A 26,423-nucleotide genomic window follows, 5' to 3' on the forward strand; every position below is an offset into this window, starting at 1 on the left:
GTATTATTCCAGAAAGCTCTACTTATTACCTGTCCAGCTATTGGGGAAGCTTACGCTGCCAAATGCTCGAGAGTTCAGCCACAGCCGTTGCGCGCTGCTCGCCCAACGATGAGCAAATCGTCGCGATTGCAGCGTCAGGGTCAGCACACGGCAAGGCCTGAATCAGGCCAGCAGCAATGCCCTGAACACTGTAATAAAGCCCGCTATCCAGATTTGCGATGATACATTCGTCTTCAAAAACTTCTGCTGCAACTTGTTGATTCAATGTGAAATGGTACATGGTTTATGAGTATTCCGTTATAGATATCCGCTATTGGCCCGAGTTTACACGCAAAGCCTGAAATTGACGACCTGGGTAACTGGACACGGGGGGAGTAAGAGGGTGCAGCAAAAGAGTAAAAAAGGGTGGGGGAAATGCGAGGTGTGTTTTGCAGCATTGCCCCAAGCTTCAAGGTCTATGGTGAAAAAATCTGGCCGCGGCGCCGGGGGAAGTGCAGGGCACAATGTTGGCACAGTCCAGAAATGAAAAAAGGCCCGCGACTAGACTAGCCGCAGGCCTTAAATAATTGTAGTGCCCAGAGAGAGACGGATAAGGCATCAATTTTTATCCCTATGAAACATAAGGAACTATCCTAAAGTGATTTGTCTATAAAGCAAAGATAGTAGCAAATTATACAGAGGCACTAGTTCCTATAAGTTTTTGATGAAGGTCTTCAAGAAACTCTACCTCCTCGCGATTTAATGTCTTCTTTTTTGATCCCTCATGTGCCCATAAATTTCTATGACTATTAAAAACAGCCATCCACTTAACTTTATCTGCTTTGCTATTGAAATTACCAAGGCCCATATCGAGAGCAAACACATCTTCAAAAGTTTTAAACTCTTCCTGAATGACCTGGGGATGCTTAGTCCAATGTTTTTCAATGATTGTTTTGTAGTTGAGAATAGTGAACATCTCCGTCCAATCCACTGTCTTTCTACCTAAGCCCTGTTCATACGCTGCTTGGATTTCTGCGTCTGCTCTATCCTGACATTGTTTTTTAATAGTAGCGATTTCAAGATCCCAGTTATCACCATAAAGTTCTTTCAGCCTTGAGATCACGACATCCTTGATATGTTTTTCAATAGCAACTCCAACTTCACGACCTCTATTCTGTAATTGAGTATCTTGTCGTTCTTTGTAGTCAACTAATTCTGGTGGATTGTAATTTGGAAACCTATCATTGATTATAGATTGATAAAATCTTAACCATTGTCTTTCAACTTCAGAGCCTTGAGTAGAGAGAAGCCCCCGGCTATCTTGTTCGCTCATGTTGTTAAGCTTTTCTAAGAGTACTATTAAATACTTCTTTATTGATTCGAATCTATCACTTGGTTTAGTATTTGTATTGACTGTTCCAAGTTCATTTTCAAATTTGTTCAAGTCAGAAATTAAGCCTATAAAAGGAATTATTCCCCTATTAGAGAATATAAAGTATCTTTCCATGTTCCATACTTCAGGATAGTCTTCTTGAACAAATGAGTAACAAGTATTGATAAAATTCACTAGGCTTTTCTTAGCTCTTGTCATTTCCTTTTCATGGTTGTGGTTGTGCGTATTGTATAAACCGTATTTTGTAGTTTCCTGAATAAATTCGTGACGTTTAGCCTTTGGAATCAAACTGGATTTAGATAAGGCATCTGCAAACCCTTTGAAGCTTAAAGCCGCTTTATCTTCACCAATTTGAATTTTTTCATACAGAGGACCTCCAGCTGTTGAGGCTAACTCTCTTACTACAGCTGACCGTAGAGCCTTAAGACGACTATCGATTCGTTCAGAATTCCAATACAAATCTTCCTCTAAAGTTAGCCTTAAAGATGCGCTAACCGCTTTCTGATTCTCATTGATATCCATGAAAATTTTAAGCTGGTCTGTAGAATCTAATCCTATAAATGCTACCGCAGGTATTGTGTTAGAAAATTCATGGTTTGAGCCGGAGTAACCATATAGCCGATGTTGTCCATCGATAATGTAGGCAATGGCATAGGCTTTTGGTATAACTAAAGTTCCAGATCTGGAATCTGAATCACCTTCTCTTGAGTCAGCTTCAAACCTTATTTTTTGTTTTTTAGAGCTTGTAAAATTTAAAATAACAGAATTTGGAAAGTACCCGCCGTTATTTATAAAGCTAGTTATTCCTCTTAGGCGTGACGGGACTAATAATCTTTGGTAAGTAGGGCTTTCTGACTCATTGGCAGCAGTTCTGTGAAGAATAAACCCAAGCTTTAATAAAATTGAGGGTTCGATAGAAAACATATAATAAGTATGACCACCCATTTTCCCCTCAATGGCAGGAAAACGTAATGATTCATTGCCAATTTGCTGTCCCTTGAACAACATGCCTAAAACTTGGTAATGAGCGGCTGATTTGTATAGCTTAATTAATCTTTCGATATATTTGTAAGTATTGTCATTATAGTAAAAGGCATTGTTTTGATAAATCCTTTCTACATCAGAGCCTTCTAGATCTATCCTCAGGTTTCTTGTGGCAAATATATATTTTATTCGCCTAGTATTATCAAAAATCTGAGCAAGAGATTTTCTATAACCATCTAATTTTAAAGGTAATGATTCAAGCTCTGTCTTAAATGATGGTGCTTTAACGGGTTTTTCTGAAGATTTACACTCAACTAGTATGATAGTTTCATCGTTGACTGCTATGACATCTATTTGTTGGGTTTCTGAAGCAGATTTTCCATATGGTAGTATGAATTGCCTGTCGAAATTTAATATACGATATCCTAGCTCATAAAACTGACACCATATGTCATCTTCGAATTGCTGATCATATGATTTAAGTTTCCTTAGCTTTGTTTTTGTTTTTAATGGCTTTGTGTAATCCTCCCACCCATCTCTTAAGTAATCCTCTACTAGTGAATGATCAACGCTTTTCTCCATGTACTTGTTTTTTTTTGATTTGTATATTTTTCCAAGCATTGAAGGGTCGACAACAAATTTGTTTCTAATCTCTTCAACTTTTACAGGGTCAATAAAAGACAAATCTGGTTCTCCTTAACATTTTTAGTATTTATTATAACCACCCGGCACGTATAAGTAATTCACTTGTCTTTCCTCTAAATTTTGATTTTCCAGATATGATGCTATTTCGATTGACATAAAGAATATCCCCCAAATCTTTATATAACTCTAATATAGATTCGTGGTTAGCATTTGATATAGTAAACATAACTCCTTTTTCTACCCCTTCTAGTACAGAGTCTCTTAATCTGATTTGATCATCCCATGAAAAGATATTTTCGTTGTATTTGATAAATCCGTTATTGTTGTGTTTGACAGTGTAGGGGGGGTCAATATAAACAAAATCACCTTTCTCTGACTGTCTTATTGTCTCTTTAAAATCTTGGCAAATTATTTTTGAATACTTTAATTTCTCTGAGATAAGCTCAAAATTATCTGTATCGAGAATAACTGAGTCTTTTGTACCTATTGGTACATTGAACTGACCCTTTAGATTCACTCTGTACAGTCCGTTCCAACAAGTACGGTTCAAATAGATAAATTTTGATGCTCTTGAATGTAAGGTTCTAGGGTTAGAGGATCTAACATGGTAGTAGTACTCTTTGCTATGTAACTTGGCATGTTTGCGAAGAGATAAATATACCTTTTTCCAATCAGATTGAATTGCCTTATACGTATCAATTAACTCTTTATTAACATCTGCAATAACAGAGATTGAAGGTTGCATCGAAAAGAATATAGCTCCACTTCCGAGAAAAGGCTCTCTGTAAGTCCTGTACTCTCTTGGGAAAAGCTTATAATCAGTTCTTGTTAACCACCTTTTGCCTCCAGCCCACTTTAAGAATGGTAGATTTATTCGGCTTCCAGCTTGTATATTCATCTTGTCGAAATCACTATATAATTTGTTATTTCAAAATGTTATAAATAATATTTTAATATATTTCTAAAAGCTATTTTTTTGTCCTTTTCATTAATTATTTGACCTATAAGTAACTTGACTGAATTGATTACAGGCTGGCCTCTATTTTGTGCTGATCTTATGCTTTTGCACTCTCTATCCTTAATCTTTGGCCTCCTTGAGTGTCTCGCACTCTTTTTCTGGTAGGCCAGACAAGCATCACCGATAGTATTTTGTTGATCTAGGAAGCCATATCATGCTCTGTCAGCTCATCTAGTTCGATGGTGTTAAATTTCCTGTCAATGAACTACGGCTTTCTATTGTAGAAAGGCGGTACCTACTTTCCAGCATTTTAACTTTTATATACGAGTGTATATATAGGAAGAAATCAAGATAAGGCGATAAAGGGGTCGGTGACAACTAAGAATCATTCCCATTTAATTTTCACCGGTCTTCTGCGCTTTACATGGTCCGGTTTTCTTCCCAGGGCACAATTTTGGTACAGTCCAGAAACGAAAAAGGCCCGCGATTAGTCGCAGGCCTTTAAAATCGTGGTGCCCAGAGGCGGAATCGAACCACCGACACGAGGATTTTCAATCCTCTGCTCTACCAACTGAGCTATCTGGGCATTTCTACCAGTGGTAACTGGCGAAGGCGCGTATTAAACCTTCTCATATTTCCAGCGTCAAGGGCGGGCGCGGAAATTATTCCGCAGGCGGTACGTAGCCCTCCGCCTGATCGATGTCCTGACCGGAGAGAAACCTGTCCCGCTGTTCGTTCAGGTAGGTGCGGGCGGTCATGTCCATCATGTTGAGGTGCTTTTCGTTGATCAGGCGGGTCTGGTGTTCGAGCCATTCCAGCCAAGCCTGTTTGGAGACGTGTTCGTAGATATCCTGTCCTTTGGGGCCGGGGAAGGGTGGTGCATCGAGTCCTTCCAGTTCCCGGTTGAGTTTTTTGCAGTGAACCATACGTGCCATTGGATTACCTTGTTGATTGCTTGGGTTGTTGCCGTTCTAGCAATTCCTGTAAAAGTTGCCTGACGGGCTGGGCGGTGCCCACCGCCAGTGTTGACTGGGGGTTATACCAGACCAGCGCGCTGGTATCCATGACCTGCTGCTGTGGCCGAACGGTGATCAGCGCCGGTTGGTAGTCCAGATGGTAATGACTGAAGCTGTGGCGTCGGCCGGGCAGTAATTTCCAGTCTGTTGCACGGTAACCGAGGCTGCTACAGGTCTGTTCTATCTCATCTTTATGATCGCATTGGGGAAACACCCAGAGTCCGCCCCACAAACCACTGGCGGGGCGCTGCTGCAATAGCACGTCTCCCGCCGGGTTTTGAATGAGCAGAAACAGGCATTGGCGAACCGGCTGTTGCCGACGGGGTTTTTTGCCGGGGTAGCGGGTGGGCGTGCCCTCTGCCAGTGCTTTGCATCCCCCTGAGAGCGGACATTGGCCGCAGGACGGTTTGCTGCGGGTGCAGAGGGTGGCACCGAGATCCATGATCGCCTGGGTGTAATCGCCAAAGTGCTGCGCCGGGGTATGTTGCTCGGCCCATTCCCAGAGTTGTCTGGCGACTGATGTCTGGCCGGGCCAGCCGTCGATGCCATGATAGCGGGCGAGCACCCGTTTGACGTTGCCGTCGAGAATGGCGGCCCGCTTGTCGAGGGCAATGGCACAGATGGCGCCAGCGGTGGAGCGGCCGATGCCGGGCAATGCCATTAATTGTTCCTGGGTATCCGGAAAAACGCCGCTATGTTCTGTGCAAACCAGCTGTGCCGAGCGATGCAGGTTGCGGGCCCGGGCGTAGTAACCGAGACCGGTCCACTGTTGCAATACGTCATCGAGCGGGGCTGTTGCCAGTGATGAAATGTTGGGGAAACGCGCCATGAACCGCTGAAAGTAGGGGATAACGGTACTGACCTGGGTTTGCTGCAACATGATTTCCGACACCCATACCCGATAGGGGTCTTTGTTCTGCTGCCAGGGCAAGTCCTTGCGGCCGTGCTGGTCAAACCAGCATAGCAGCTGTTCGGAAAATGTTGCAGACACTATTGGAAGATACCCTTGAGCACCTCATCGATCAGTTGTTTTTTGGGGTCCGTGGGCTCTTTATCAGCTGAAGGCTCCTCCGTGGCTGAAGGCTCTTCATTGGTTGAGGACTCTTTATCAGCTGAGGGCTCTTTATCAGCTGAGGGCTCTTTATCAGCCGAGGGCTCTTCAACCGCTGAGGGCTCTTCAACCGCTGAGGGCTCTTCTATGGCTGAAGGCTCTTCTGTGGCGGTAGATGGCTGTTTCAGGTATTTATCAAACAGCTTTTCCTTGAGAAGATCCTGCACTTTGCCCTGAATCAGCTGGTTGATGAATTGCTTGTCGGGCAGGCAGCTGCCCCCACCGTTTTCGGCAAAAGAGCCGGTGCAGCGGAATGGAATGTCCCGGTTCTGGATGGATTTACTTTTGATGGTACAGCCGGTCTCCGAGCTGGTGTCGCCGCGCAGATTGGCCTTGATCAGCATGTCGTAGGTCTCCCTGCCGAGATGAGCCGAGCCGTTGCCGGAAACCAGCATATTGCCGATGCCGGTGGTAAAACCGGGCAGGGTAATCTGCTGGTCCTGCCATTTGATGGTGCCCTGCATGTCCTGCAGGGTGGTGTGATTGGGCCAGGTTCTGCCGGTCAATGTTCTGCCCTCTACCAGCGAGGCCATTTCACAATAGCTTTTTTCCACATTGATGTTGTCGACCTGTAGCTCCGAGAAGCTGAAGTCGCCGTTGCCGTTCATGTTATCCAGCAGGGCATCGCTGTTATCGCCGGCGCTGCTGCCGTTGAAATTCATGGTCAGCTTGCCGTGAATGTCGCCCTGCTCGGCCAGTGTCACCAGTGCCTTGTGCAGGTCTATGGCAGCGACGTTCTGGGTGAAGTTGACGGTCGGTACCGCTTTGCCAAGGTCTGCCCTGACTGTGGTTTTGAAGGTGCCGCCAAATATGCCGCCGGAGAGTTCGCTGACTTGCACTACTTTGCCATTGGCCAGCAGTTTGAGGCGGAGGTTGTCGACCCTGATGTTATCCGCGGTCAGACTTGCCAGACTCAGCTCCACTTCACCCTTGCCGCCTTCGAGCAGTGCCAGTGGTGCCAGCAATGGAGTGAGGAGGGCAGCCTGCTGCTCGGTGGATTCCGTTTCGCTGGTGGCGGGCAGGACAAGGTGATCGCCCTCTATTTTCATGGCTAGCTGGCGAGTTCCCTGCAGTTGCAGGTTCATATTGCCGGTGGCATTGAATTTGTCCAGCGCCAGTTTCAGGTTGCTCAGGGAGACGGCTTTTTCTGATACGGCAAAGGTGGTGGCGACATCCACCTTTTTGAAACCTTCGGGAGGCTCTTCTATCGGCAGTTCTGCGAGGACCAGGTTCTGTAGTGACAGTTCGCCCTGCAACGCAGGAGCGGTTTGTAATCCTGCGCCATTGACCGCGCCACTGATGCTCGCCGACCCCAGTTTGCCGGTGATGTCCGTGATGGAGACGCTGTCTGTGTCACCCTCATAACCGGCATTGAATTTCAACGTCAGCGGCAGTTTATCCAGCCCTTTTACCGATAGTCTGGCATCGGAGAGGGTGAGTTTTTGTGGGCTGGCCTCAACGGCGACAAAGGATTGCAGCGCGACCTGCAGGGTCGGCTGGTCGGGGAGCGCGGTGGTGAATTCGAGGTTTATGGCAAAGGGTTTGCCATCGAGATTGAGTTTTGTGCTGGTAAAGTTCAGTTGTTCGAATATCCGGTCAGGTGCATCTGGTGATGTCACGGTGATCCGGCTATCGGTCAGGGCGATTTCATCGATGGCCAGCTCAAAAGGCAGGTCACCGGTTTGTGTGTCACTGGTCGCAGCAGCGGCGCCGGGCAGTGCCGCCACATTGGCGGCTTCGGCTGCTGTTTTCGTGCGGATATCGGCACCATCAAGGGTGATCGCTTGCAGGCGAACAGTGCGTGTCAGCAGTGCTCGCCAGTCGAGAATCAGGCTGGCTTCCCGAAATTTTATATCGGGTATTCCGGTATCTTCTTTGGTGGCGGTGAGTGATGAGCTGCCCGCCTGAACGGCCAGATTGGGAAAGAACGACCAGCTCAGGTCGCCGTCTATTTTCAGCTCGAGGTCATTCTGTCGGGCAAGTTTTTCCAGTTCAGGTTTGTAGGTGTTCGGGTCGACGCCAAATAGCAGAAAAGTTACGCCCCCGGCCACAACCAACATCAACACCAGTAACATTACCAATATAATTCTTAGCAGTTTCATGGGTATTTCTCTCTGTCCGGAAAAGCAAAACGGCCATTGCAGGCAACTATGTTACTCGCAATGACCGTGATTGTTTACCTGTACGCGACGGGTTGGTGCCGCTGCCGGATCAGAAGCTGTAACGTACCCCCAGCTCCAGACTCAGGTGTGCCTCGGGGGCGAACTCCCGCAGAAAGGACGTGGAGTTACGGATTTCTTCATCCAGCAGATTGTTGGCCTTGGCAAAAAACAGCCAGTCCCCGGCGGCAGTATCCACATGGTAGTTGAAGTGGGCATCCAGACGGGTGTAGCCGTCGGTATCCTCTTCAAATTCACCGGCGTGGTTCTGTTTCTTGACGTCGGTGAGCCGGAAGCCGGTGTGCCAGTTGTAGGCCTGATAATCCAGTGCTATGCCATAACGCAGTGGCGGGATTCTTGGCACATCACCGCCTTTATCGAGCTTGGCACGCACGTAATCACCGAATATTTCCACCTGCCAGTTATCCTTGAATGGAACGACCAGTGAGGCTTCGGCACCCCTGAAGGTGGCATCCTGTTGCTGGAACTGATAGATATCCAGCTCCTCTTCCTCATTTTCTTCGCCGGTATTTTTCTTGAAGATAAAATCATCAATTTTGTTGTAGAAAATACTCAGTTTCAGATCAACTGGTCCCTGGTAGCGGTAGCCCAGCTCAATATTGTGGCTGGTTTCCTCATCGAGATCCCTGTCGCCGACATCAAAGCTCTGGCTGGCGAAGTGGGGACCATTGGACAACAGTTCCTCAACGACGGGCGCGCGCTCTGCGCGGCTCAGCGACAGACTCAACGACTGCTCGTCGGTCACCTGCCAGAGGCTGCCAGCGGACAGGCTGTAAATGTTATGGCTGATTTTGGAACCGTTGTCCGGGTCTACGGTTTGCCGGTCAAAGCGTGCCCCGAGTTCATGGCTGAACTGGTTGTGTGTGGTCTCTCCAACCCAGAACAACCCACCCTGACGGATATCGGACTTGGGCACGAAGGCTTCATCGCCGATGGCACCGAAGCGGCGATCTTCCAGCTGTGTACCGAAAGCGCCTTTCCAGCCAGCAATTTCCCGGTGTACCAGTTCTCCTCTGAATTCAAACGCTTCATTGAAGAATTTGGTGCCTTTTTCACCGCTTTCCAGTTCTATGTGCTCATAGTCGTTATAGCCGAGACGGAAGCGGCCCAGTTCGATACCGGGCAGGATGTTTGCCCATTCGCCCTTCAGGTCGATCCGGGTCTGCTTCATATCGATGCGAATCAGCTCGCCTTCTTCTTCATGGTCGTGGTCATGGTCGTGATCGTCATCGTGGTCATCTTCTTCGTGATGCCCGTGGGATCCCGGCGGTATGCCGTATTCATTGTTGATCTGGCTGAACGACAGACCGATAAAACCTTCATCGCCTATCCAGGATAATCCTGCACTGAATGCGTCGGCCCGGGTGTCGGTATTTTCGATATAGCCACGGGTGCTTTCGGGCTCTTCACCGGGTTCCGGTTCCTGGGCATAACCCTGAACCTTGAGGTCATTGCTTTCCCGGTAAATGCCATCCAGATGCCACGCCCAGCTACCGGCGCCGCCGTCCAGTTTGAACACAGTACTGTCCTGATCGCTGGCGGTGTTATGGCGATATTCCACGGCCCCTTTTAGTTTCTCAGGTACTTGGTCGGGAATCCGGTTGTCGATCACATTGACCACGCCGCCGACCGCCCCGCTGCCATAGCGCAGTGTGGCCGGCCCCCGCAGGATTTCGATACGTTCCGCCAGCAATGCTTCCGTGGTGACTGCGTGATCGCCACTCACGGTAGAGGCATCCATGGTGCCGAGGCCATCCTGGAGGACGCGAACACGGTTGTCGCTCTGACCGCGAATCACGGGTTTGCCAACCCCGGGGCCAAACCCCTGATTGGTGACGCCGAGTTCATCCTTGAGGGATTCACCGATGGTTGCGGCGGCCTTGTTGCGCAGGTTTTCACCCGACAGAACACTGACGGACTGTTTTATTCCGGCAGAGTCCTCCTGTAGTGGTGAGGCGGAGATGATCACTTCATTGATTTCGTTGTGGTGCTGGCTTTGCGCCAGGGCAACACAGGGCAGACTGGACACGGCCAGTGCTACCATAAAAGGCGTTTTCATGGGTGTAATTCCTATAACTTAAACAGGTAAATTCAGAGCTTGAATTGTGTGTTCAGTGATAGGCGGGTGGGGCGCGACTGTTGCGCGGTGCACTGGGCTGGAGAAGATGGGTCGAAGCCGGCGCTGCGACGATGCCGGCATTGACAAGCTGTAACAGAAAATCCGGTGACTGACTTTGCAGGGTGGCCAGTCCACCGCTGGCGCTGTGGAGAATCTCACAGCTGACGGTGTGATTGTCCAGATGCACATGGGCGGCCGCCGTCTCGCTCAGCCACAGGGTAGTGACAGCCAACAGGCAGACGAGAAGAATGTTGGGGCTTCGCAAACGCATAAAGGTCAGGCAGATAAGTGTAATAAACAGCCGGTGAGTGTAATGACTTCCTCCTGCTTATGGAAGGGTGGCGGTGAGGGCTCTATAATGGGACGGCCCGATAACGGGACACATGTTGGAGACGCAGATGGCGGAACGGAAAGCAACAGTCAAACGCGATACGCTGGAGACCCAGATTAGCGTTGAGGTAAACATCGACGGAACCGGGCAGGTCAATTTTGCCACCGGCATCCCGTTTCTCGAGCATATGCTGGACCAGATTGCCCGTCACGGTTTGATTGATATAACGGTAACAGCCGAAGGGGATACCCACATCGATGACCACCACACGGTGGAGGATGTCGGCATCACTCTGGGGCAGGCATTCCAGCAGGCGCTGGGTGACAAGAAGGGCATTCGTCGCTACGGCCACGCCTATGTGCCACTGGACGAGGCGCTATCCAGAGTCGTGGTGGACTTCTCCGGTCGCCCGGGTCTGGAGATGTTTGTCGATTTTGCCCGCGCCCGAGTGGGGGATTTCGATGTGGACCTCAGTTACGAATTTTTCCAGGGCTTCGTTAACCACGCGGGCGTGACCCTGCACATCGACAACCTTCGCGGTCACAACGCCCACCATCAGATTGAAACCATCTTCAAGGCCTTTGGCCGCGCCGTGCGTATGGCGGTTGAGATGGATCCCAGAATGGCCGGAGTGATGCCTTCGACCAAGGGCACACTGTAAAAAAGAGCCGTCTATGACAGATTTTCGTACCCGTATCGCCGTGCTGGATTATGGCATGGGCAACCTTCATTCCGTTGCCAAGGCCCTTGAATTGGTGGCTCCGCGGGCCGAGGTGATTATCACCTCTGATACTGAAGAGGCCGAGGACGCTGACCGGATTGTCTTTCCCGGTGTCGGTGCCATTCGCGACTGCATGGCCGAAATTCGGCGAATGGGTTTTGACCGGTTTGTCGCAAAAGCCGTCCAGGAAAAGCCGGTACTCGGTATCTGTGTGGGTATGCAGGCTCTGTTGGAACACAGCGAAGAGAATAATGGTGTTGATTGCCTGAACATCCTGCCGGGGGAAGTGCGTTTTTTTGGTCACCATCTGCGGGATGAGAACGGTGAAAAACTGAAGGTTCCGCACATGGGTTGGGACCGGGTTCACCAGACCATCGACCATCCCATGTGGCACGGCATTGAACAGGATTGCCGGTTCTATTTCGTACACAGCTATTACGTGGACGAAAGTCGCCCAGAGTTTGTGGCTGCGACCTGTGATTACTCGGTCAAGTTCGCCGCCGCGCTGGTTCACGACAACCTGTTTGCCGTGCAGTTTCACCCGGAAAAAAGTCATACGGCCGGGCTGCAACTGCTGAGCAACTTTGTCTCATGGCGCGGTGATTGATCGGGTCGGCATTTTTACGGCCCGCAATACCAGACAATCCTTAGTCAGAAAATAATTGAGAAATAACAGGAATACATTGTGCTGATAATCCCCGCGATTGATTTGAAAGACGGTGAGTGTGTGCGATTGCGCCAGGGTCGTATGGAGGACTCCACGGTATTTTCCGGCAGCCCGCTGGAAACCGCAGCCAGATGGGTGGATGCCGGTGCCCGGCGTTTGCATCTGGTGGATCTGAATGGTGCGTTTGCCGGCGAGCCGGTCAACGGCGAAGTCGTCACCGCCATTGCCAAAGCCTACCCGAATCTGCCGATTCAGATCGGTGGCGGTATCCGCAATGCCGAGACGATTGAGGCCTATCTAAAGGCCGGGGTTCAGTACGTGATTATCGGCACCAAGGCCGTGAAAGAGCCGGAATTTGTGACCGACATGTGCAAACAATTCCCCGGCCATATCATCGTCGGCCTCGATGCCAAAAACGGCCGTGTGGCAACCGACGGCTGGGCGGAAGTCACCGAAGTGCTGGCCGCTGATCTCGCCAAACGCTTCGAAGCGGACGGCGTCAGCGCCATTGTCTACACCGACATCGACCGCGATGGCATGATGCAGGGCGTTAACGTGGATGCCACCGTAGCGATGGCCCGAGCCTCATCCATTCCGGTCATCGCCTCCGGCGGTATTACCAATATGGACGATATTGTGGCACTCAATAAAGTGGCCGATCAGGGCATCCTCGGTGCCATCACCGGCCGTGCCATCTATGAAGGCACCCTGGATGTCGCCGAAGCACAGCGGCTCTGCGATGGCTGATTGATTAACAAATAATCGTTACGACCCCTTTAATTGCCTTTAATTCCGACTGTTTTAATTGCGTAGAAGCTAAGAAAAAAGCCGCTGGGAAAGCGGCTTGGAGGGTGATCTACGAAAGCTTGCGTCAACTAATACTACCACTATACATATAGCATATAGTCTTAATGACCCATCAGAACTAGTTCCGGGTCAGTTGGCGCATATCTGGACCCAAGGGTAGGGTGTAATCCACTGAGCCTAGGATTTCGCTATCGGAAGTCCGTATAAGCTTAGCCGTTATATAGATATTTCTTGAGGCCACAGCGTAGGTGCCTACTACTACTTGTGTAACATCATGTTCTACTGAGATGTTTTTCAAAGCACGTGATAGGACAAACTCACCCTGTCGTTCCTGGATATAAATATCTTTTCTTAGCAACATTTCGGTAATTTTATGGCCACGCTGGGTTAGTCGTGAAGCGACTTGCTGTGCGGCAATACGGCCAAAAGTTGACGATACGGATAGGTTGTTTATATCTGCATAACTGGCAACAATTGTGTTGCTATTTGGTTTTATCTTATCACCTGCCTGCTCCATCAAAAGGTCTGCAGCCTTATAGCTGAGGGCGACAATATCAGCATCACTAACGAATCCCCCTGCCTTTGAGTTTGAGGTGGTACAAGCCGATAACGTTGCAACGATTAGAGTGGATAGAAGTAAGGCGTATATGATTTTGGATAGTTTCATTTGTCAGCCCCCTACCTATTACCAGTCACAGACAGTCGTGTTTGTGATTGGTAGTGATCGAAATCGTTTGAGTTAAAATAGTAAATCGAGCTGTTAGAGGAAACTATTTGGCCATTCGATGTAACTTGGGTAGTGATAATCACTTCAGTAATACTCTCGTCTGCCCGGTCAGCCCAGTATTGATGGAGATCAGAAGCTGCAGACAAAGGGATTAAGGCCAAAGCTGGCTCACTCCAATTATTTGCGGAAGTGCCAAGGCCTGCCAGAAAGCTGAGAACACCGGTGCGATAGCCGGCTTTTGGGGGTAAGCTGTTTCTATCAATATGTTCTACAGTGTTGACATTGACTGCCAGCTTGTGATCTGCGCCAGATTCTGATACTGAAATTTTTATTCCACGGTTAACCATCTCAGATGTCAGAAGATCTCTATAGGTATTGTCGAAAATACTTGAGCCTCTGCTCTTGTCATTACACTTAGAAGCAGTGCATGCCAGATAGACTATTCCGCTTGGAGGAAGCTTGGATGAAATCAGTTCAGCCTCATTAGCTGCTAGAACCTTCCAGTGATACGCTGCTTGCAGCTTTTGCTGGGTTGAATGGGGATATGATTTTGCTTCGGGGTACTCTGAGAATTTTCCGGCACACCCCGCCAACAGCAAGATTAATAAACATCCTACAGTTTTTTTCATAGAAGTTCCCTCTCTCGATAATGATCAAGTGGATTGTTAAGCCTAAAAGGCCAATGGTCGTCCAGTATACTCACAACTTAAGGGCCAAACTAGTCCGGTATTTTTAAAGGGGTCGGTGACAATTGAGAATAATCCTCAATTGTCACCGACCCCTTTAATACCGACCCCTTTAATAATTTAATAGCCCGTAGGTTGGGGTGAGGAACGAACCCCAACGAAAAGGATGAAGAAAATCAATTGAATTGGAATAAATGCCTTATCGGCGTGCGGATACAAAAGGTGGGAGCTTTCTTTTCACGGTAAATATTGTTGGGGTTCGTTCCTCACCCCAACCTACGAGCTATCCCTAGTTTTAAAACCGGAAACCCTAAAACAACTCAAACCTGGGAAGTTGTAGTGCTGCCCCAGTTTCTTTAACGTTCAGCTTTCAGTATCGGTATTTAACGAGATGACCAATTCCAGTGCTATAGGCCTGTTTGATTCAGGCATTGGTGGGCTGTCAATTGCCCGAAAAGTCAGGGAGTTGTTGCCGAGTGAAAACATTCTGTATGTTGCAGATGCCCTTCATGCTCCCTATGGAGATAAAGAGAACAGCTTCCTGTTGGAACGAATGAGCGCTGTCACAGAGTTCCTGCTTTCCCGTGGCGCAAAGGCGGTTGTTGTGGCATGCAATACGGCGACTACGTCGGCCATTGCCAAGCTCAGGACTCAATACCCGGTTCCGATTATCGGTGTTGAGCCGGGGATCAAACCCGCTGCACTCTGTTCCCGCACCGGTGTGATTGGTGTCTTGGCGACGCCGGGAACGCTGAAAACACATTCTTTTGTTAATTTGGCGGAGCGCTACGCAAGCGGGGTGAAAATTGAGCTCCAACCCTGTCCTGATCTGGCTGCTCAAATAGAATCATTGAGTTTTGACAGTGACAGGACGATTGAACTGCTGAAGCGTTACATTTCCCCGCTTATTGAAAAAAAGGTCGATACCATTATCCTCGGCTGCACACACTACAACCATGTGTCTCATTTGATTGCTGAGTTAGCGGGGCCCGATATCACCATCGTCAATACGGAAACAGCTGTGGCAAATCAGGTTGTTCGCAGGCTCACGGCCGAGGGATTGCTTGCAGCGGACAACCGTGTAGGACGTGATGAGTTCTGGACAAGTGGCGCCCTTGAGATTTACCGCAATCAGATTGAAAAATTGTGGGGGCCGGGTGAACACGTCTTACAGCTTTAGCCAGTTTGTCGCTATTACTTTGCCGGTTAGCACTTTTGCTGTTTGATGCCGGGTAGCTGGTGATCTATCAGTTTGTCCCTGTCGGCGACGAACGTCACGAACGTAATATCACGAACAGTAGCTGTGTCCTGTTAAGCTGCTATTATTTGGTAGTCCTTTATACGGGATTCTCCAAAGGGAAGCTGGACCTGGACCTGGCCTATGGCACGCGGTGATCACATTTACGCTCTTCGCTTTGGTGGGATTTATGCCCACCACGGTATTGATGCGGGCGACGGTACGGTAATCCATTACACCAGTGATCACTGGGTGACGCCTCGTCAGGTGCGGCGTACCAGTATGGACAGGTTTGCCCGGGGCGACGAGATTCATGTGCGGGATTACGAACAGTTTTTCGAGACGCTAAAAAGTGGCGATATTCTGGATCGTACCACCCGGGGCCTGAATCGTCTGATGGACAATTTGCGAGGACTGAAAACGGGCGAGCTGGATTTTTCAGAGGATGCGGTAATGCGGCGCGCCGAAAGCCGGTTGGGTGAATTTGCCTTTGATCTGGTGTTCAACAACTGTGAGCACTTCGCCACCTGGTGCAAAACCGGTATCAGCAACAGTGACCAGATTATTGATTTATGGCGTCAGGCGCTGACCGGCAGTGGCTTTATGAAATACCGTGTTGGCGAGACCCTGACCAACTTTGTGGAACTTCCCTGGAAGCTGTTTCGCTAGGGCCTCTACTTCGACTTGTTGGTCCTTTCATTGAGCAGGAATTCAATCAGCGCCTTTTGTGCATGCAGGCGATTTTCTGCTTCATCCCAGACCACGGACCATTTTGATTCCAACATCGTTTCGCTGATTTCCAGGCCTCGATAGGCGGGCAGGCAGTGCATAAACAGGGCGTCCGGTGCCGCTTTCTGCATGATGTCTTCATTGACCTGAAAGCCCTGGAAGGCCCGTTCCCGTGATTTCTTTTCCTCTTCCTGGCCCATGGATGCCCAGGTGTCGGTGACCACCAGGTCCGCCCCGGTAATAGCCAGAAGGGGATTGCGAACAATGGATACCCGGTCGCTGAATTTCTCCAGCAGTGCCGCATCGGGTTCGTAGCCTTCGGGGCAGGCGATGACCAGTTCAAAATCCAGTCTGTCCGCAGCATTGATATAGGACTGGCACATGTTGTTGCCGTCGCCGATCCAGGCCACTCGCTTGCCGGCAATGCTGCCCCGGTGTTCCAGGTAGGTTTGCATGTCCGCCAGTAACTGGCAGGGATGAAAATCATCGGTCAGGGCGTTGATGACAGGTACTGAGGAGTTTTCAGCAAAGGTGATAATGCGGTCGTGACCAAAGGTGCGGATCATAATGATATCCACCATTCTTGAGATCACTTTGGCTGAATCTTCAACCGGTTCACCGCGTCCCAGTTGTGTATCGTTGGGCGACAGGAACAGCGCGCTGCCCCCCAGCTGGGCCATGCCAGCCTCGAAGGAAACCCGGGTGCGAGTGGAGGACTTCTCAAAAATCATGGCCATGACTTTGCCGGAGAACGGATGGTCATCCGTGCCTTTCTGGCGCTGAACCTTTAGTTCTGTCGCCCTTTGCAGGATCGCTTTCAACTCGTCTCTGGAGAGATCCTGCAAAGTAAGGAAGTGTCTTATGGCCATAATTGGTTACCCCCGGGTGATCAGTTCACCCAGTATTTGAACGAGTTGATCTGCTTCGTCCTCGCTGATAATCAGCGTTGGCAGCAGTCTGATGACGGACTGGGCGGTGACATTGATCAGCAGGCCTTTCGCGGCGGCTTCTGCGACCATTTCAGGGCAGGGTTCGCTCATCTCAATGGCCAGCATGAGTCCCTGGCCTCGTACCCCCACGACCCTGGGGTGGTCGGCAAGGCGCTCGACGAGACGCTGTTTTATATAATTGCCCATGGTGGCGGCCCGCTGGCAGAGGTTTTCGTCGAGGATTGTGCTGACGGTGGCCAATGCCGCTGCGCATGCCAGGGGATTACCCCCGAAGGTGGTGCCGTGACTACCGGGTTGCATCAGGTCAGCTGCTTTGTTGCCGGCCAGACAGGCACCGATGGGTACCCCGTTGCCCAGCCCTTTGGCCGTTGTCACCACATCGGGCATCAGGTTGGCGTGCTGGTAATTAAAGTACTGCCCGGTTCGCCCATTGCCGGTCTGGATTTCGTCCAGCATCAGCAGCCAGTCATATTGGTCACAGATGTCCCGCAACCCGGGTAAATAATTGTCTGCAGGAACCCGTATGCCGCCTTCCCCCTGGATGGGTTCGACCAGAATGGCCACCACATTGCGATTATTTTTGGCGATGGTATGCAGCGATTCCAGATCGTTGTGAGGTGCCCGTACAAACCCGCCCACCAGTGGTTCAAAACCTGCCTGCACCTTGCGGTTGCCGGTGGCCGAGAGTGTTGCCATGGTGCGTCCGTGGAAAGCGTTTTCCATGACAATAATGGTGGGTTGATCCACCCCTTTGCTGTGGCCAAACAGGCGTGCCAGTTTGATGGCGGCTTCATTGGCCTCGGCGCCGGAATTGCAAAAAAACAGTTTGCTCAGACCGGATATGCTGCGCAACTGTTCGGCCAGTGCTTCCTGCACGGGGATGTTGTAGAGATTTGAACAATGAACCAGTGTGGCAGCCTGTTCCGCAATAGCCTTGGTTACTGCCGGATGTGCGTGACCCAGTCCGCAGACGGCAATACCGGAAATGGCATCCAGATAACGGCGACCCTGATCATCCCAGACCCAGGACCCTTGACCCCGGGTAAGGGTGATTTTTCTGGCACCATAATTGTTCATTAATGCGTCACTGGTCATGGTCTCTTCCAAAACAAAAAAAGGCAGACGCGAGTTGCGCTGCCCTGGAGCAGGGATATTATAGTGGTTTTGCCCTGTTCGCAACGATCTGCATTGTTGCTATCTCTAAGCTACGAGACCATTTGTAGATTGCCTGGGGTAAAATGTTTTTTCGGGCAGGTGGTTTTAGATTGATGGACAGTGGAGTAAAATAGTTGACTGTAATAGTCGGCTATTTTTTATTGCCCCCAATTTCAGTCAGAGGTTTATATCAATGGATATTATGGAAACCATTCGTGAGCAGGTGGAAGGGAACCCCGTCATTTTATACATGAAAGGCTCCCCCAATCAGCCCCAATGCGGCTTTTCTGCCCGCACGGTTGAGGCATTGATGGCTTGCGGTGAGCGCTTTGCCTATGTCGATATTCTGGAAAACCCGGACATCCGTGCTAATCTGCCAAAATACGCCAACTGGCCTACCTTTCCCCAGCTCTGGGTTAATGGTGAGCTGATTGGTGGTTGCGACATCATTGCTGACATGCACCAGAAAGGTGAATTGGCTCCGCTGGTACAGGATGCCGCCCAGAGTGGACAGAAAGCTGCAGAGTAGGCAAAGGCCCGATCATTAAACAGGGCTTATGGCGCTTATAGCTAATTACAATGAGACACAAAAAACTGATTGTGTAAGATTGAGATAAGAGTTTCGAGCACGGGCTGCTACAGGTAGCCCCTACATTCCTTCAGAAAAACAGACCATTTAAGGAGTTAGATCATGGGTGTATTAGTAGGTAAAGCAGCACCGGATTTTACGGCTGGTGCAGTACTGGGTAACGGTGAAATCGTTGATGCGTTTACGCTGTCAGACAACATCAAGGGCAAGAAAGCCGTCGTGTTTTTCTATCCGCTCGATTTTACCTTTGTTTGCCCATCAGAGCTGATTGCATTTGACCACCGCCTGAATGAGTTCAAAAAACGCGGTGTGGAAGTTATCGGTGTCTCCATTGATTCGGTATTTACCCACAATGCCTGGAGAAATACACCCGTAGATGCAGGCGGTATCGGCCAGGTTAAATATCCGCTGGTAGCCGACGTCAAGCACGAAATCTGCCGGGCCTACGATGTTGAATTTGATGAAGCTGGCGTTGCTTTCCGTGGCTCTTTCCTGATCGATGAGGACGGCGTTGTGCGCCATCAGATCGTCAATGACCTCCCGCTGGGTCGGGATATCGATGAAATGCTGCGTATCGTCGACGCACTGTCATTCCACCAGAAACACGGCGAAGTTTGCCCCGCCGGCTGGAAAGAAGGCGACAAAGGTATGGATGCTTCACCCACCGGTGTGGCTTCCTATCTTGCCGAAAATTCAGACAAGCTCTGATACGCAAGTCGTCTCTGGAAAAACCGCAGAAGGTGACTTCTGCGGTTTTTTTTGGCTCATTAGATAATAGAGGGCTTGGGTGATGGATGAAGATCGTCTGGTGGAGATCGAAACCAGGTTGGCCTTTCAGGAGGACACCCTGCAGCAGTTAAACAATGTGATTTGCCGGCAACAGGATCAGATCGACCGGTTGGCTGCCAGCGCTGAAGCATTGCGCGGGCAACTAGGGGAGATCGCTGCCAAGTTGCCAGATGAAGAGGGCGAAGACGAGAAGCCACCTCACTACTAGTTAGTGTAGATCAGTGCTTTTTACAGTCATGAAAAAACGCGGCAGAAGCCGCGTTTTTTGATGGTGTGGCGTTTCTCACTCGTGTTTTGATGTGATGTCCGCCCCGATTAACGCTGTCATATTCAGAATACCTCGTCCGGAGACGGACGGAATCAGGATATGGGCCGGTTTGTCGAAACCGAACAGGAATGGCCCAACCAATCGGGCATTGGTCAGTGAGCGCAACAGGCCAAGGGTGATGCTGGCCGCATCCATATTGGGCATGATCAATACATTGGCCTGCCCCTGCATATTGGCATTCTGGTAAGTCTTGCCGCGCAGGGTTTCGTTCATGGCGGACATGGCGTGCATTTCGCCCTCGATCTGGACATCGGGCAATTGCTCGCGCAATTGCTCGGCGGCCCGTTTCATCTTGTGGGCAGAGTGGTCATCGTAAGTGCCGAAGTTGGAGTGCGAGAGCAGGGCCACTTTTGGCGCTATACCAAAACCTTTGACGAAGTTGATGGTGTTCAGTGCGGTGGCGACGATCTGTTGTTCGTTGGGGTCCACATTGACGAATGGATCGGCAAGGAACAGTGGTCCGTCCTCCATCAGTAGCACGCAAACCGATGACATCTCAGTGGTGCTGCTCTGGGGCAGGATGCTGCTGATGTCTTTCAGGTGCTTGTCGAAACGACCGACTTTGCCGCATATCAATCCATCGGCATCACCGAGGGCGACCATAATTGCTGCCAGTGCTGTGTTGTTGGTGTGCACTGTGTTTTGGGCGGCTTCCACGGAAACGCCGGATCGTCCCACTCGCTGGTGATAGAACTGCCAGTAGTTCTGGTGGTGATCACCTTCTTCGGGATTGAAAATCTCGATGTCGGTGCCGATCTTGATACGCAACCCCATGTCCTGAATTTTGCGCTCAATCACGTTGGGGCGGCCGATCAGAATTGGCTTGGCAACTTTTTCATCCACAATACCCTGCATGGCACGCAATACGTCGTCGTTCTCTCCCTCGGCATAGGCAATGCGCGACGGGTGACGACGGGCCAGTTCGATCATTGGTTGCATGAACAGGCGGCTGCGGCTCACATAAGAGTGAAGTTTGTTGCGGTAGGCCTCCATATCCTCGATGGGACGGGTGGCGACGCCGCTTTCCATGGCAGCTTTGACTACCGCCAGGGGGACTTCCTCGATCAGGCGTGGGTCAAAAGGTTTGGGAATCAGGTATTCCGGGCCGAATTTCAATACTTCATCGGCGTAGGCTTCTGCCACGGCTTCCGATGGTTCGCGGTGAACCAGATCGGCGATGGCTTTTACACAGGCCTGTTTCATGGCGTCATTGATGACGGTGGCGCCGCAGTCGAGCGCGCCGCGGAAAATGAACGGAAAGCAGAGTACGTTATTGACCTGATTGGGGTAGTCGGAGCGGCCGGTGGCCAGGATGGCATCCGGGCGGGCGGCCTTGGCGATTTCCGGCATGATTTCGGGGGTGGGGTTGGACATGGCGAGAATCAACGGGTTGGGTGCCATTTTCTTGACCATGTCGACCTTAAGGATGCCGGGACCGGACAGGCCCAAAAACAGGTCTGCGCCGTCGATGGCATCGTCCAGAGTGCGGTCTTCGGTCTCCACCGCATAGCTTTCTTTCCAGGGGTTCATCCCTTCTGCACGGCCTTTGTAGATGACCCCGTTGCGGTCGATCATTCGAATATTGGCTTTTTGCAGTCCCATGCTGACCAGCAAATCCACGCAGGCGATGCTGGCTGCTCCGGCACCGGTCACCACCAGTTTGATGTCTTCAATCTTCTTGTTGACGATCCTGAGCCCGTTGTAGACCGCTGCGGCTGAAACAATGGCCGTGCCATGTTGATCGTCGTGAAAAACCGGGATATTCATGCGCTCCCTGAGTTTTCTCTCCACCAGAAAGCACTCGGGAGCCTTGATATCCTCGAGATTGATGCCGCCAAAGGTGGGTTCCAGCGAGGCAATGGTATCCACCAGCTTGTCCACATCGGTTTCATCAATTTCAATATCAAACACGTCGATATTGGCAAATTTCTTGAACAGAACCGCCTTGCCTTCCATCACGGGTTTGGCGGCCAGTGGACCAATATCGCCCAATCCCAGCACAGCGGTGCCATTCGTAATGACAGCCACCAGGTTGCCCCGAGCTGTGACATTCGCCACTTCCGTGGGGTTTTTTACAATGGCCCCACAGGCATAGGCAACACCCGGAGAATAGGCCTGAGAAAGGTCGCGCTTGTTGGCGAGTGGTTTGGTTGGGCGAATTTCTATTTTTCCCGGAACGGGGTGGGTGTGGTAACGCAGGGCACTTTCTTTGAATGAGTCAGCCATTTTTCTCTCGGTTTAAATCGTTATAAGGGGCCGGGCAGGGCAGCTATTCTAACGCCAATGGTAATGAAATTACCATGCGTTCTGCCGTCGTCGCAGGCGTCCAAATTTTGTGTAGTCTAGATACATGATTTTGGTGTTTCAAGCGAAACATGTCTCGTCTTTGGTAAAAGTTTTTATGAGGATTTGGCCTTAAATGTGAATTCTTGATGATAAAACAAGCTGTAATCTCTTTCCTGGTCAGTGGCTCGATTTGTAGTTTTTCTACATTATGGCAGTTTTTTTCTGGCTAATCTCCCTGGGCGGCCCCCGGTGGCTTTATTGGCGTTGTTTGCAGGGGGCTCTTGCCAATGCTTCCGTTGACTAAGGATAATGTGTTCCTTTGGCCGGAGCGATGAGCAGCATGCAGAGACGGGTGGTTATTGTCGGAACAGGTCACGCTGCGGCTCAACTTGCGTCGAGCCTTCGTCAGCAGAACTGGCAGGGGGAGATTCTGCTGGTGGGAGAGGAGTCTCAGGCTCCCTACCAACGCCCACCGCTTTCGAAAGACTATCTCGCTGGCGAGCGAACGGCCGATAATATCCTGATTCGTCCTGCTGCCGCCTATGCCAGCCATGGTGTCGATCTGTTGACCGGGCGTCGTGTGCTGAGCATTGACCGGACAGCAAAAATGGTCGCTCTGGAAGATGGGCAACAATTGAGCTATCAAAAGCTGGCCCTTTGTACCGGCGCGCGTGCCAGGCCAGCCAGCATCAGGGGTGTTGGCAGCCCGGGTGTGTTTTACCTGCGGACCCTTGCTGATGTGGACGGCATTCGCGCCAATATTTCACCGGATAAAAGCGCGGTCATAATCGGTGGTGGTTATATTGGTCTGGAAGCCGCTGCGGCATTGCGCGGCCTGGGGATGGCCGTGACGCTGCTTGAATTAGAGGCGCGTGTCCTTTCCAGAGTCTGTGCGTCAGAGGTATCCGCTTTTTATGCCGAGGTTCATCGTGAAGAGGGTGTGGATATCCACACGGGTGTCGAGGTGCTGTCCATAGAAGATAGAGATGGAATCAGGGTGGTGATTTGTGCTGATGGCAGCCGCTTTCCTGCGGACCTGATCATTATCGGTGTAGGTGTTACACCCAATGTGGAATTGGCTGAAGCCTGTGGGCTGGCGATAGACAATGGTATTCTGGTTGACGAGTTCGCCCGGACATCTGATCCGGACATTGTTGCCGCTGGCGATTGCACCAATCACCCGAACGAGCTGCTGGGACGCCGTGTACGCCTGGAGTCCGTTCCCAATGCGGTCGAACAGGCAAAAACAGCGGCGGGGACACTCTGTGATCGACCTGTTCCGTATCAGAGTTATCCCTGGTTCTGGTCTGATCAATACGATTTGAAGTTGCAGATTGCCGGTCTGAGTGAGGGTTACGATCAGGTGGTCCTGCGGGGCGGCAAAGATCGGCAGAGAGGCTTTGTTGCCTGGTATCTCCGTGGTGGCCGGCTGTTGGCGGCAGATTGTATCAACCGGCCAAAAGAGTTTATGGTTGCCAGGCAACTGTTGGCCAGAGGGCTTGCTGTGGACCCTGTCGCGCTGGCTGATGAAACTATTGATCCAAAAAACTGGCTGAGCTGATTGGCCACAATAGATAAATATGAGGTTGTTATATGCCGTTGATTCATTACGTCGAGGCGAATGGTGCAGAGTACGAGGCTGAGGTGCCGGTGGGGCAATCTGTTATGCAGGGTGCCGTCGATAATATGATTGACGGCATTCTTGGTGAGTGTGGTGGTGTGTGCAGTTGCGCGACCTGCCATTGTTATGTCGATGAGGACTGGTTTGATAAAGTAGGCCCGCCCGAAGGCAGTGAGCAGTTGATGCTTGAGATGGTGCCGGCCCCGGAGCCAACCAGCCGTCTGAGCTGTCAGATCAAGGTTACGGCTGAGTTGGATGGTCTGGTAGTAAGATTGCCGGTTTCCCAGTATTAGGTGTAGGCCGGGCAGTTATAGTGAATGCTCCTTCAACCCCGTGGCGACCTGTGCCCGGGGTTCTATCTCTCCTAAAGACCTTTGAACCAGTCCTGAAAGTAGCTGCCTACATAAGGTATCTCGGTTTCCTTGTCGGTGATGGCACCAACAAGACTGATTATCCAGGCCACCAGCACCAGTATTGCCCAGATCATGACCAGTGAGTTGTGAATCATACTGAACACCATGTTGCCGACAAACCCGCAAATCATGATGCCGAGATACTGACGAATATAGAAGGATGCATAACTGTCGCGTTTCTGCATGTTGAGTACCAACGCAACAATCCAGCCGATCAGGGTAATGTGCGCGATAATTGCCTTGGCCTTGCCGCTTATCTTGTCGCTCATAATGTCTGTTCCTTGATGATGTTTGTGATGGTTTTCGACTGACGACGTTCTATGTATCCCATTTACCTGGGTTACTTATGCCAACCGCCGAGATCTTTCCAGCGGTTGACGATACCACAGAACAATTCTGCCGTCTTTTCAGCGTCATAGGCTGCAGAGTGTGCCTTGTCGTTGCTGAACTCTATTTCTGCTGCTTCACAGGCTCTGGCCAGTACGGTCTGTCCATAGGCAAGCCCGGCCAGTGTGGCCGTATCAAAGCAGGAAAATGGGTGGAAGGGGTTGCGTTTAATGCCATTTCTTTCAACAGCTGCGTTGACAAATCCAAGGTCAAAATGCGCGTTGTGTGCCACCATGACAGCGCGGCTGCAGTGTGCCTCCTTTACTGCATTGCGAATAGGCTGAAACAGGGCTCTCAAGGCCTCATTTTCTTCCAGCGCCATCCGGTAGGGGTCGTTGATGTCGATACCAGTGAAGTTCAGAGCCGCCTGCTCGACGTTGGCTCCTTCAAACGGGATCACCGCATGATAGATAATCTCGCTGGGCATGAGGATGCCATCTTCGTCCATGGCCAGTGTCACAGCAGCCATTTCCAGCAATGCGTCGGTAGCGGCATTAAAGCCGCCGGTCTCCACGTCGATGACCACGGGGAGAAAGCCTCTGAAACGATCCGAGATGGGCGGGTGCATAATTAACTGACGCTCCATTGCCTGGTTTCTCCAGCACCTAATGGTGTGAGGGTGTCACTGCCAAAGGGGAGGCTGGTCGGACTTTGCCACGGTGAAAGCTGCAGCGTGATCGTGTCAGTATGGCGGGGCATGCCATAGAAGTCTGCGCCAAAAAAACTGGCAAACCCTTCGAGCTTGTCCAGCGCATCGGCTTGATCAAAGGCTTCGGCATAGAGTTCGAGCGCGGCATGATTGGAATAACAACCGGCACAGCCGCAGGCGGTTTCCTTGCGATGGGTGTTGTGGGGCGCCGAATCAGTGCCCAGAAAAAAACTGGGGTCGCCACTGGTGGCGGCTGCGATCAGTGCCTGTTGGTGGTGTTGCCGTTTCAGTATGGGGAGACAATAGTAATGGGGGCGGATACCGCCCGCCAACATCTGGTTGCGGTTGAACAGCAGATGTTGGGGCGTGATGGTGGCAGCTATATTGGCTGATGCCTCTGCTACGAACTGGGCGCCGTCGTGGGTAGTTATGTGTTCCAGCACAATTTTCAGTGCCGGAAAGTTGTTGATGAGCTTGCCGAGGTGCCTGTCGATAAATACCGCTTCCCGATCGAAAATATCGACTTCAGTATCCGTGACCTCACCGTGCAGCAGCAGTGGCATGCCGATTTTTTCCATACGCGCCAGGACGGGATAGATATTGTCCAGTTGGGTGACACCGGAGTCCGAGTTGGTGGTCGCGCCGGCCGGATAATACTTGCATGCGACCACATGCCCAGACGCCGTGGCTCGTTCTATCTCCGCCGGGTCGGTATTGTCGGTCAAATACAGCACCATTAACGGTTTCCACTGACTGTCGGCTGGACGATGGGCCAGAATCCGCTCTCGGTAGGCAAGGGCTTGAGCGGTATTGAGTACCGGTGGAAGCAGGTTGGGCATGATGATGGCGCGGCCAAAATATCGCGCGGCGTCTGGTACGGTATAGGCGAGCAGTTGCCCATCGCGCAAGTGCAGGTGCCAATCATCGGGGCGGGTGATGGTTAATTGAGTCATGTTCAAGTTGGCT

The 26,423-nt window shown here is 50.8% G+C and carries 26 protein-coding genes and 1 tRNA gene; 10 read left to right on the plus strand and 17 right to left on the minus strand.

From position 1 onward, the window contains the following. Nucleotides 1-37 precede the first annotated feature (37 nt). From AACZ64_RS09795 to AACZ64_RS09835, 9 genes are all read right to left on the minus strand, one after another. Complete coding sequence (locus tag AACZ64_RS09795) at nt 38-280, minus strand: hypothetical protein (RefSeq protein WP_293615167.1); 243 nt, start codon at nt 278-280, stop codon at nt 38-40. A gap of 390 nt (nt 281-670) precedes the next feature. Then, nucleotides 671-3,040 carry a DGQHR domain-containing protein gene (locus tag AACZ64_RS09800; protein WP_293615168.1) on the minus strand — a complete coding sequence of 790 codons (2,370 nt, stop codon included), beginning with the start codon at nt 3,038-3,040 and terminating at the stop codon, nt 671-673. 31 nt (nt 3,041-3,071) lie between these two features. Continuing rightward, nucleotides 3,072-3,899 (minus strand): Dam family site-specific DNA-(adenine-N6)-methyltransferase, encoded by an 828-nt coding sequence (locus AACZ64_RS09805; protein WP_293615169.1) that lies wholly within the window; start codon nt 3,897-3,899, stop codon nt 3,072-3,074. 570 nt (nt 3,900-4,469) lie between these two features. Continuing rightward, a tRNA-Phe gene (locus AACZ64_RS09810) sits at nt 4,470-4,545 on the minus strand. Between the two features lie 76 nt (nt 4,546-4,621). Then, nucleotides 4,622-4,894, minus strand: coding sequence for an oxidative damage protection protein (locus tag AACZ64_RS09815; RefSeq protein ID WP_036860025.1), 273 nt, complete (start codon nt 4,892-4,894; stop codon nt 4,622-4,624). Between the two features lie 4 nt (nt 4,895-4,898). Beyond that, nucleotides 4,899-5,966: an A/G-specific adenine glycosylase gene (gene mutY, locus AACZ64_RS09820; protein WP_293615170.1), complete on the minus strand. Its 1,068-nt coding sequence runs from the start codon at nt 5,964-5,966 to the stop codon at nt 4,899-4,901. Further along, nucleotides 5,966-8,188 (minus strand): AsmA family protein, encoded by a 2,223-nt coding sequence (locus AACZ64_RS09825; RefSeq protein ID WP_293615171.1) that lies wholly within the window; start codon nt 8,186-8,188, stop codon nt 5,966-5,968. The genes mutY and AACZ64_RS09825 overlap by 1 nt, the downstream gene beginning before the upstream one ends. Before the next feature lie 109 nt (nt 8,189-8,297). Continuing rightward, entirely contained in the window at nt 8,298-10,325 is a 2,028-nt protein-coding gene (locus AACZ64_RS09830) for a TonB-dependent receptor (RefSeq protein ID WP_293615173.1), read from the minus strand. A gap of 52 nt (nt 10,326-10,377) precedes the next feature. Beyond that, entirely contained in the window at nt 10,378-10,656 is a 279-nt protein-coding gene (locus AACZ64_RS09835; protein WP_036860029.1) for a hypothetical protein, read from the minus strand. Between the two features lie 127 nt (nt 10,657-10,783). On the opposite strand from AACZ64_RS09835, the gene hisB reads away from it, so the two are divergent. From hisB to hisA, 3 genes are all read left to right on the plus strand, one after another. After that, the gene (hisB, locus tag AACZ64_RS09840; RefSeq protein WP_293615174.1) at nt 10,784-11,377 is read left to right on the plus strand and encodes an imidazoleglycerol-phosphate dehydratase HisB; all 594 of its coding nucleotides are present in this window, start codon (nt 10,784-10,786) and stop codon (nt 11,375-11,377) included. A 13-nt stretch (nt 11,378-11,390) separates the two neighbouring features. Then, the gene (hisH, locus tag AACZ64_RS09845; RefSeq protein WP_293615175.1) at nt 11,391-12,044 is read left to right on the plus strand and encodes an imidazole glycerol phosphate synthase subunit HisH; all 654 of its coding nucleotides are present in this window, start codon (nt 11,391-11,393) and stop codon (nt 12,042-12,044) included. A gap of 78 nt (nt 12,045-12,122) precedes the next feature. Further along, entirely contained in the window at nt 12,123-12,851 is a 729-nt protein-coding gene (gene hisA, locus AACZ64_RS09850; RefSeq protein ID WP_036860032.1) for a 1-(5-phosphoribosyl)-5-[(5-phosphoribosylamino)methylideneamino]imidazole-4-carboxamide isomerase, read from the plus strand. A gap of 178 nt (nt 12,852-13,029) precedes the next feature. Here the strand turns inward: hisA and AACZ64_RS09855 are convergent, their stop codons facing one another. Next, nucleotides 13,030-13,578, minus strand: coding sequence for a FlgO family outer membrane protein (locus AACZ64_RS09855; RefSeq protein WP_293615178.1), 549 nt, complete (start codon nt 13,576-13,578; stop codon nt 13,030-13,032). 11 nt (nt 13,579-13,589) lie between these two features. Continuing rightward, nucleotides 13,590-14,267: a hypothetical protein gene (locus AACZ64_RS09860; protein WP_293615180.1), complete on the minus strand. Its 678-nt coding sequence runs from the start codon at nt 14,265-14,267 to the stop codon at nt 13,590-13,592. 448 nt (nt 14,268-14,715) lie between these two features. On the opposite strand from AACZ64_RS09860, the gene murI reads away from it, so the two are divergent. Both murI and AACZ64_RS09870 read left to right on the plus strand, forming a co-directional pair. Further along, entirely contained in the window at nt 14,716-15,504 is a 789-nt protein-coding gene (gene murI / locus AACZ64_RS09865; protein WP_293615181.1) for a glutamate racemase, read from the plus strand. A 201-nt stretch (nt 15,505-15,705) separates the two neighbouring features. Next, nucleotides 15,706-16,230, plus strand: a complete 525-nt coding sequence (locus tag AACZ64_RS09870) for a lecithin retinol acyltransferase family protein (protein ID WP_293615182.1) — start codon at nt 15,706-15,708, stop codon at nt 16,228-16,230. A gap of 5 nt (nt 16,231-16,235) precedes the next feature. Here the strand turns inward: AACZ64_RS09870 and argF are convergent, their stop codons facing one another. Continuing rightward, nucleotides 16,236-17,159: an ornithine carbamoyltransferase gene (gene argF, locus AACZ64_RS09875; protein WP_293615183.1), complete on the minus strand. Its 924-nt coding sequence runs from the start codon at nt 17,157-17,159 to the stop codon at nt 16,236-16,238. A gap of 6 nt (nt 17,160-17,165) precedes the next feature. Continuing rightward, complete coding sequence (locus AACZ64_RS09880) at nt 17,166-18,335, minus strand: acetylornithine transaminase (protein WP_293615184.1); 1,170 nt, start codon at nt 18,333-18,335, stop codon at nt 17,166-17,168. A 253-nt stretch (nt 18,336-18,588) separates the two neighbouring features. On the opposite strand from AACZ64_RS09880, the gene grxD reads away from it, so the two are divergent. From grxD to AACZ64_RS09895, 3 genes are all read left to right on the plus strand, one after another. Beyond that, nucleotides 18,589-18,924, plus strand: a complete 336-nt coding sequence (grxD, locus tag AACZ64_RS09885; protein ID WP_036860037.1) for a Grx4 family monothiol glutaredoxin — start codon at nt 18,589-18,591, stop codon at nt 18,922-18,924. Between the two features lie 162 nt (nt 18,925-19,086). Beyond that, nucleotides 19,087-19,692 carry a peroxiredoxin C gene (locus tag AACZ64_RS09890; protein ID WP_036860038.1) on the plus strand — a complete coding sequence of 202 codons (606 nt, stop codon included), beginning with the start codon at nt 19,087-19,089 and terminating at the stop codon, nt 19,690-19,692. Nucleotides 19,693-19,774: 82 nt separating this feature from the next. Then, nucleotides 19,775-19,981: a SlyX family protein gene (locus AACZ64_RS09895; RefSeq protein WP_293615186.1), complete on the plus strand. Its 207-nt coding sequence runs from the start codon at nt 19,775-19,777 to the stop codon at nt 19,979-19,981. A gap of 75 nt (nt 19,982-20,056) precedes the next feature. Here AACZ64_RS09895 and AACZ64_RS09900 read toward each other — a convergent pair whose 3' ends face one another. Then, a complete protein-coding gene (locus tag AACZ64_RS09900; RefSeq protein WP_293615187.1) occupies nt 20,057-22,327 on the minus strand; it encodes an NADP-dependent malic enzyme in 2,271 nt (756 codons plus the stop codon). 391 nt (nt 22,328-22,718) lie between these two features. Here AACZ64_RS09900 and AACZ64_RS09905 point away from each other — a divergent pair, with 391 nt between their 5' ends. Beyond that, nucleotides 22,719-23,948, plus strand: coding sequence for an FAD-dependent oxidoreductase (locus AACZ64_RS09905; RefSeq protein ID WP_293615189.1), 1,230 nt, complete (start codon nt 22,719-22,721; stop codon nt 23,946-23,948). 32 nt (nt 23,949-23,980) lie between these two features. Then, entirely contained in the window at nt 23,981-24,301 is a 321-nt protein-coding gene (locus AACZ64_RS09910; protein WP_036860042.1) for a 2Fe-2S iron-sulfur cluster-binding protein, read from the plus strand. Nucleotides 24,302-24,372: 71 nt separating this feature from the next. Here the strand turns inward: AACZ64_RS09910 and AACZ64_RS09915 are convergent, their stop codons facing one another. The 3 genes from AACZ64_RS09915 to pyrC all read right to left on the minus strand — a co-directional run bounded on the left by AACZ64_RS09915 (nt 24,373) and on the right by pyrC (nt 26,410). After that, nucleotides 24,373-24,690 carry a hypothetical protein gene (locus AACZ64_RS09915; protein ID WP_293615190.1) on the minus strand — a complete coding sequence of 106 codons (318 nt, stop codon included), beginning with the start codon at nt 24,688-24,690 and terminating at the stop codon, nt 24,373-24,375. Between the two features lie 71 nt (nt 24,691-24,761). Then, a complete protein-coding gene (gene rnt / locus AACZ64_RS09920) occupies nt 24,762-25,394 on the minus strand; it encodes a ribonuclease T (RefSeq protein WP_293615191.1) in 633 nt (210 codons plus the stop codon). Then, on the minus strand, nt 25,379-26,410 hold the full coding sequence (pyrC, locus tag AACZ64_RS09925; protein ID WP_293615192.1) for a dihydroorotase: 1,032 nt from the start codon (nt 26,408-26,410) through the stop codon (nt 25,379-25,381). The genes rnt and pyrC overlap by 16 nt, the downstream gene beginning before the upstream one ends. Nucleotides 26,411-26,423: the final 13 nt, after the last annotated feature.

It is taken from the genome of uncultured Porticoccus sp., from assembly GCF_963975625.1.
Classification (GTDB): Bacteria; Pseudomonadota; Gammaproteobacteria; order Pseudomonadales; family Porticoccaceae; genus Porticoccus.

Bases quoted from the DNA above. Each gene is read 5' to 3' on its own strand.
- AACZ64_RS09795 (WP_293615167.1), bottom strand. From the start codon at position 280: ATGTACCATTTCACATTGAATCAACAAGTTGCAGCAGAAGTTTTTGAA.
- AACZ64_RS09805 (WP_293615169.1), bottom strand. From the start codon at position 3,899: ATGAATATACAAGCTGGAAGCCGAATAAATCTACCATTCTTAAAGTGG.
- AACZ64_RS09815 (WP_036860025.1), bottom strand. From the start codon at position 4,894: ATGGCACGTATGGTTCACTGCAAAAAACTCAACCGGGAACTGGAAGGA.
- AACZ64_RS09825 (WP_293615171.1), bottom strand. From the start codon at position 8,188: ATGAAACTGCTAAGAATTATATTGGTAATGTTACTGGTGTTGATGTTG.
- AACZ64_RS09830 (WP_293615173.1), bottom strand. From the start codon at position 10,325: ATGAAAACGCCTTTTATGGTAGCACTGGCCGTGTCCAGTCTGCCCTGT.
- AACZ64_RS09835 (WP_036860029.1), bottom strand. From the start codon at position 10,656: ATGCGTTTGCGAAGCCCCAACATTCTTCTCGTCTGCCTGTTGGCTGTC.
- hisB (WP_293615174.1), top strand. From the start codon at position 10,784: ATGGCGGAACGGAAAGCAACAGTCAAACGCGATACGCTGGAGACCCAG.
- hisH (WP_293615175.1), top strand. From the start codon at position 11,391: ATGACAGATTTTCGTACCCGTATCGCCGTGCTGGATTATGGCATGGGC.
- AACZ64_RS09855 (WP_293615178.1), bottom strand. From the start codon at position 13,578: ATGAAACTATCCAAAATCATATACGCCTTACTTCTATCCACTCTAATC.
- AACZ64_RS09860 (WP_293615180.1), bottom strand. From the start codon at position 14,267: ATGAAAAAAACTGTAGGATGTTTATTAATCTTGCTGTTGGCGGGGTGT.
- murI (WP_293615181.1), top strand. From the start codon at position 14,716: ATGACCAATTCCAGTGCTATAGGCCTGTTTGATTCAGGCATTGGTGGG.
- AACZ64_RS09870 (WP_293615182.1), top strand. From the start codon at position 15,706: ATGGCACGCGGTGATCACATTTACGCTCTTCGCTTTGGTGGGATTTAT.
- argF (WP_293615183.1), bottom strand. From the start codon at position 17,159: ATGGCCATAAGACACTTCCTTACTTTGCAGGATCTCTCCAGAGACGAG.
- AACZ64_RS09880 (WP_293615184.1), bottom strand. From the start codon at position 18,335: ATGACCAGTGACGCATTAATGAACAATTATGGTGCCAGAAAAATCACC.
- grxD (WP_036860037.1), top strand. From the start codon at position 18,589: ATGGATATTATGGAAACCATTCGTGAGCAGGTGGAAGGGAACCCCGTC.
- AACZ64_RS09890 (WP_036860038.1), top strand. From the start codon at position 19,087: ATGGGTGTATTAGTAGGTAAAGCAGCACCGGATTTTACGGCTGGTGCA.
- AACZ64_RS09895 (WP_293615186.1), top strand. From the start codon at position 19,775: ATGGATGAAGATCGTCTGGTGGAGATCGAAACCAGGTTGGCCTTTCAG.
- AACZ64_RS09900 (WP_293615187.1), bottom strand. From the start codon at position 22,327: ATGGCTGACTCATTCAAAGAAAGTGCCCTGCGTTACCACACCCACCCC.
- AACZ64_RS09905 (WP_293615189.1), top strand. From the start codon at position 22,719: ATGAGCAGCATGCAGAGACGGGTGGTTATTGTCGGAACAGGTCACGCT.
- AACZ64_RS09910 (WP_036860042.1), top strand. From the start codon at position 23,981: ATGCCGTTGATTCATTACGTCGAGGCGAATGGTGCAGAGTACGAGGCT.
- AACZ64_RS09915 (WP_293615190.1), bottom strand. From the start codon at position 24,690: ATGAGCGACAAGATAAGCGGCAAGGCCAAGGCAATTATCGCGCACATT.
- rnt (WP_293615191.1), bottom strand. From the start codon at position 25,394: ATGGAGCGTCAGTTAATTATGCACCCGCCCATCTCGGATCGTTTCAGA.
- pyrC (WP_293615192.1), bottom strand. From the start codon at position 26,410: ATGACTCAATTAACCATCACCCGCCCCGATGATTGGCACCTGCACTTG.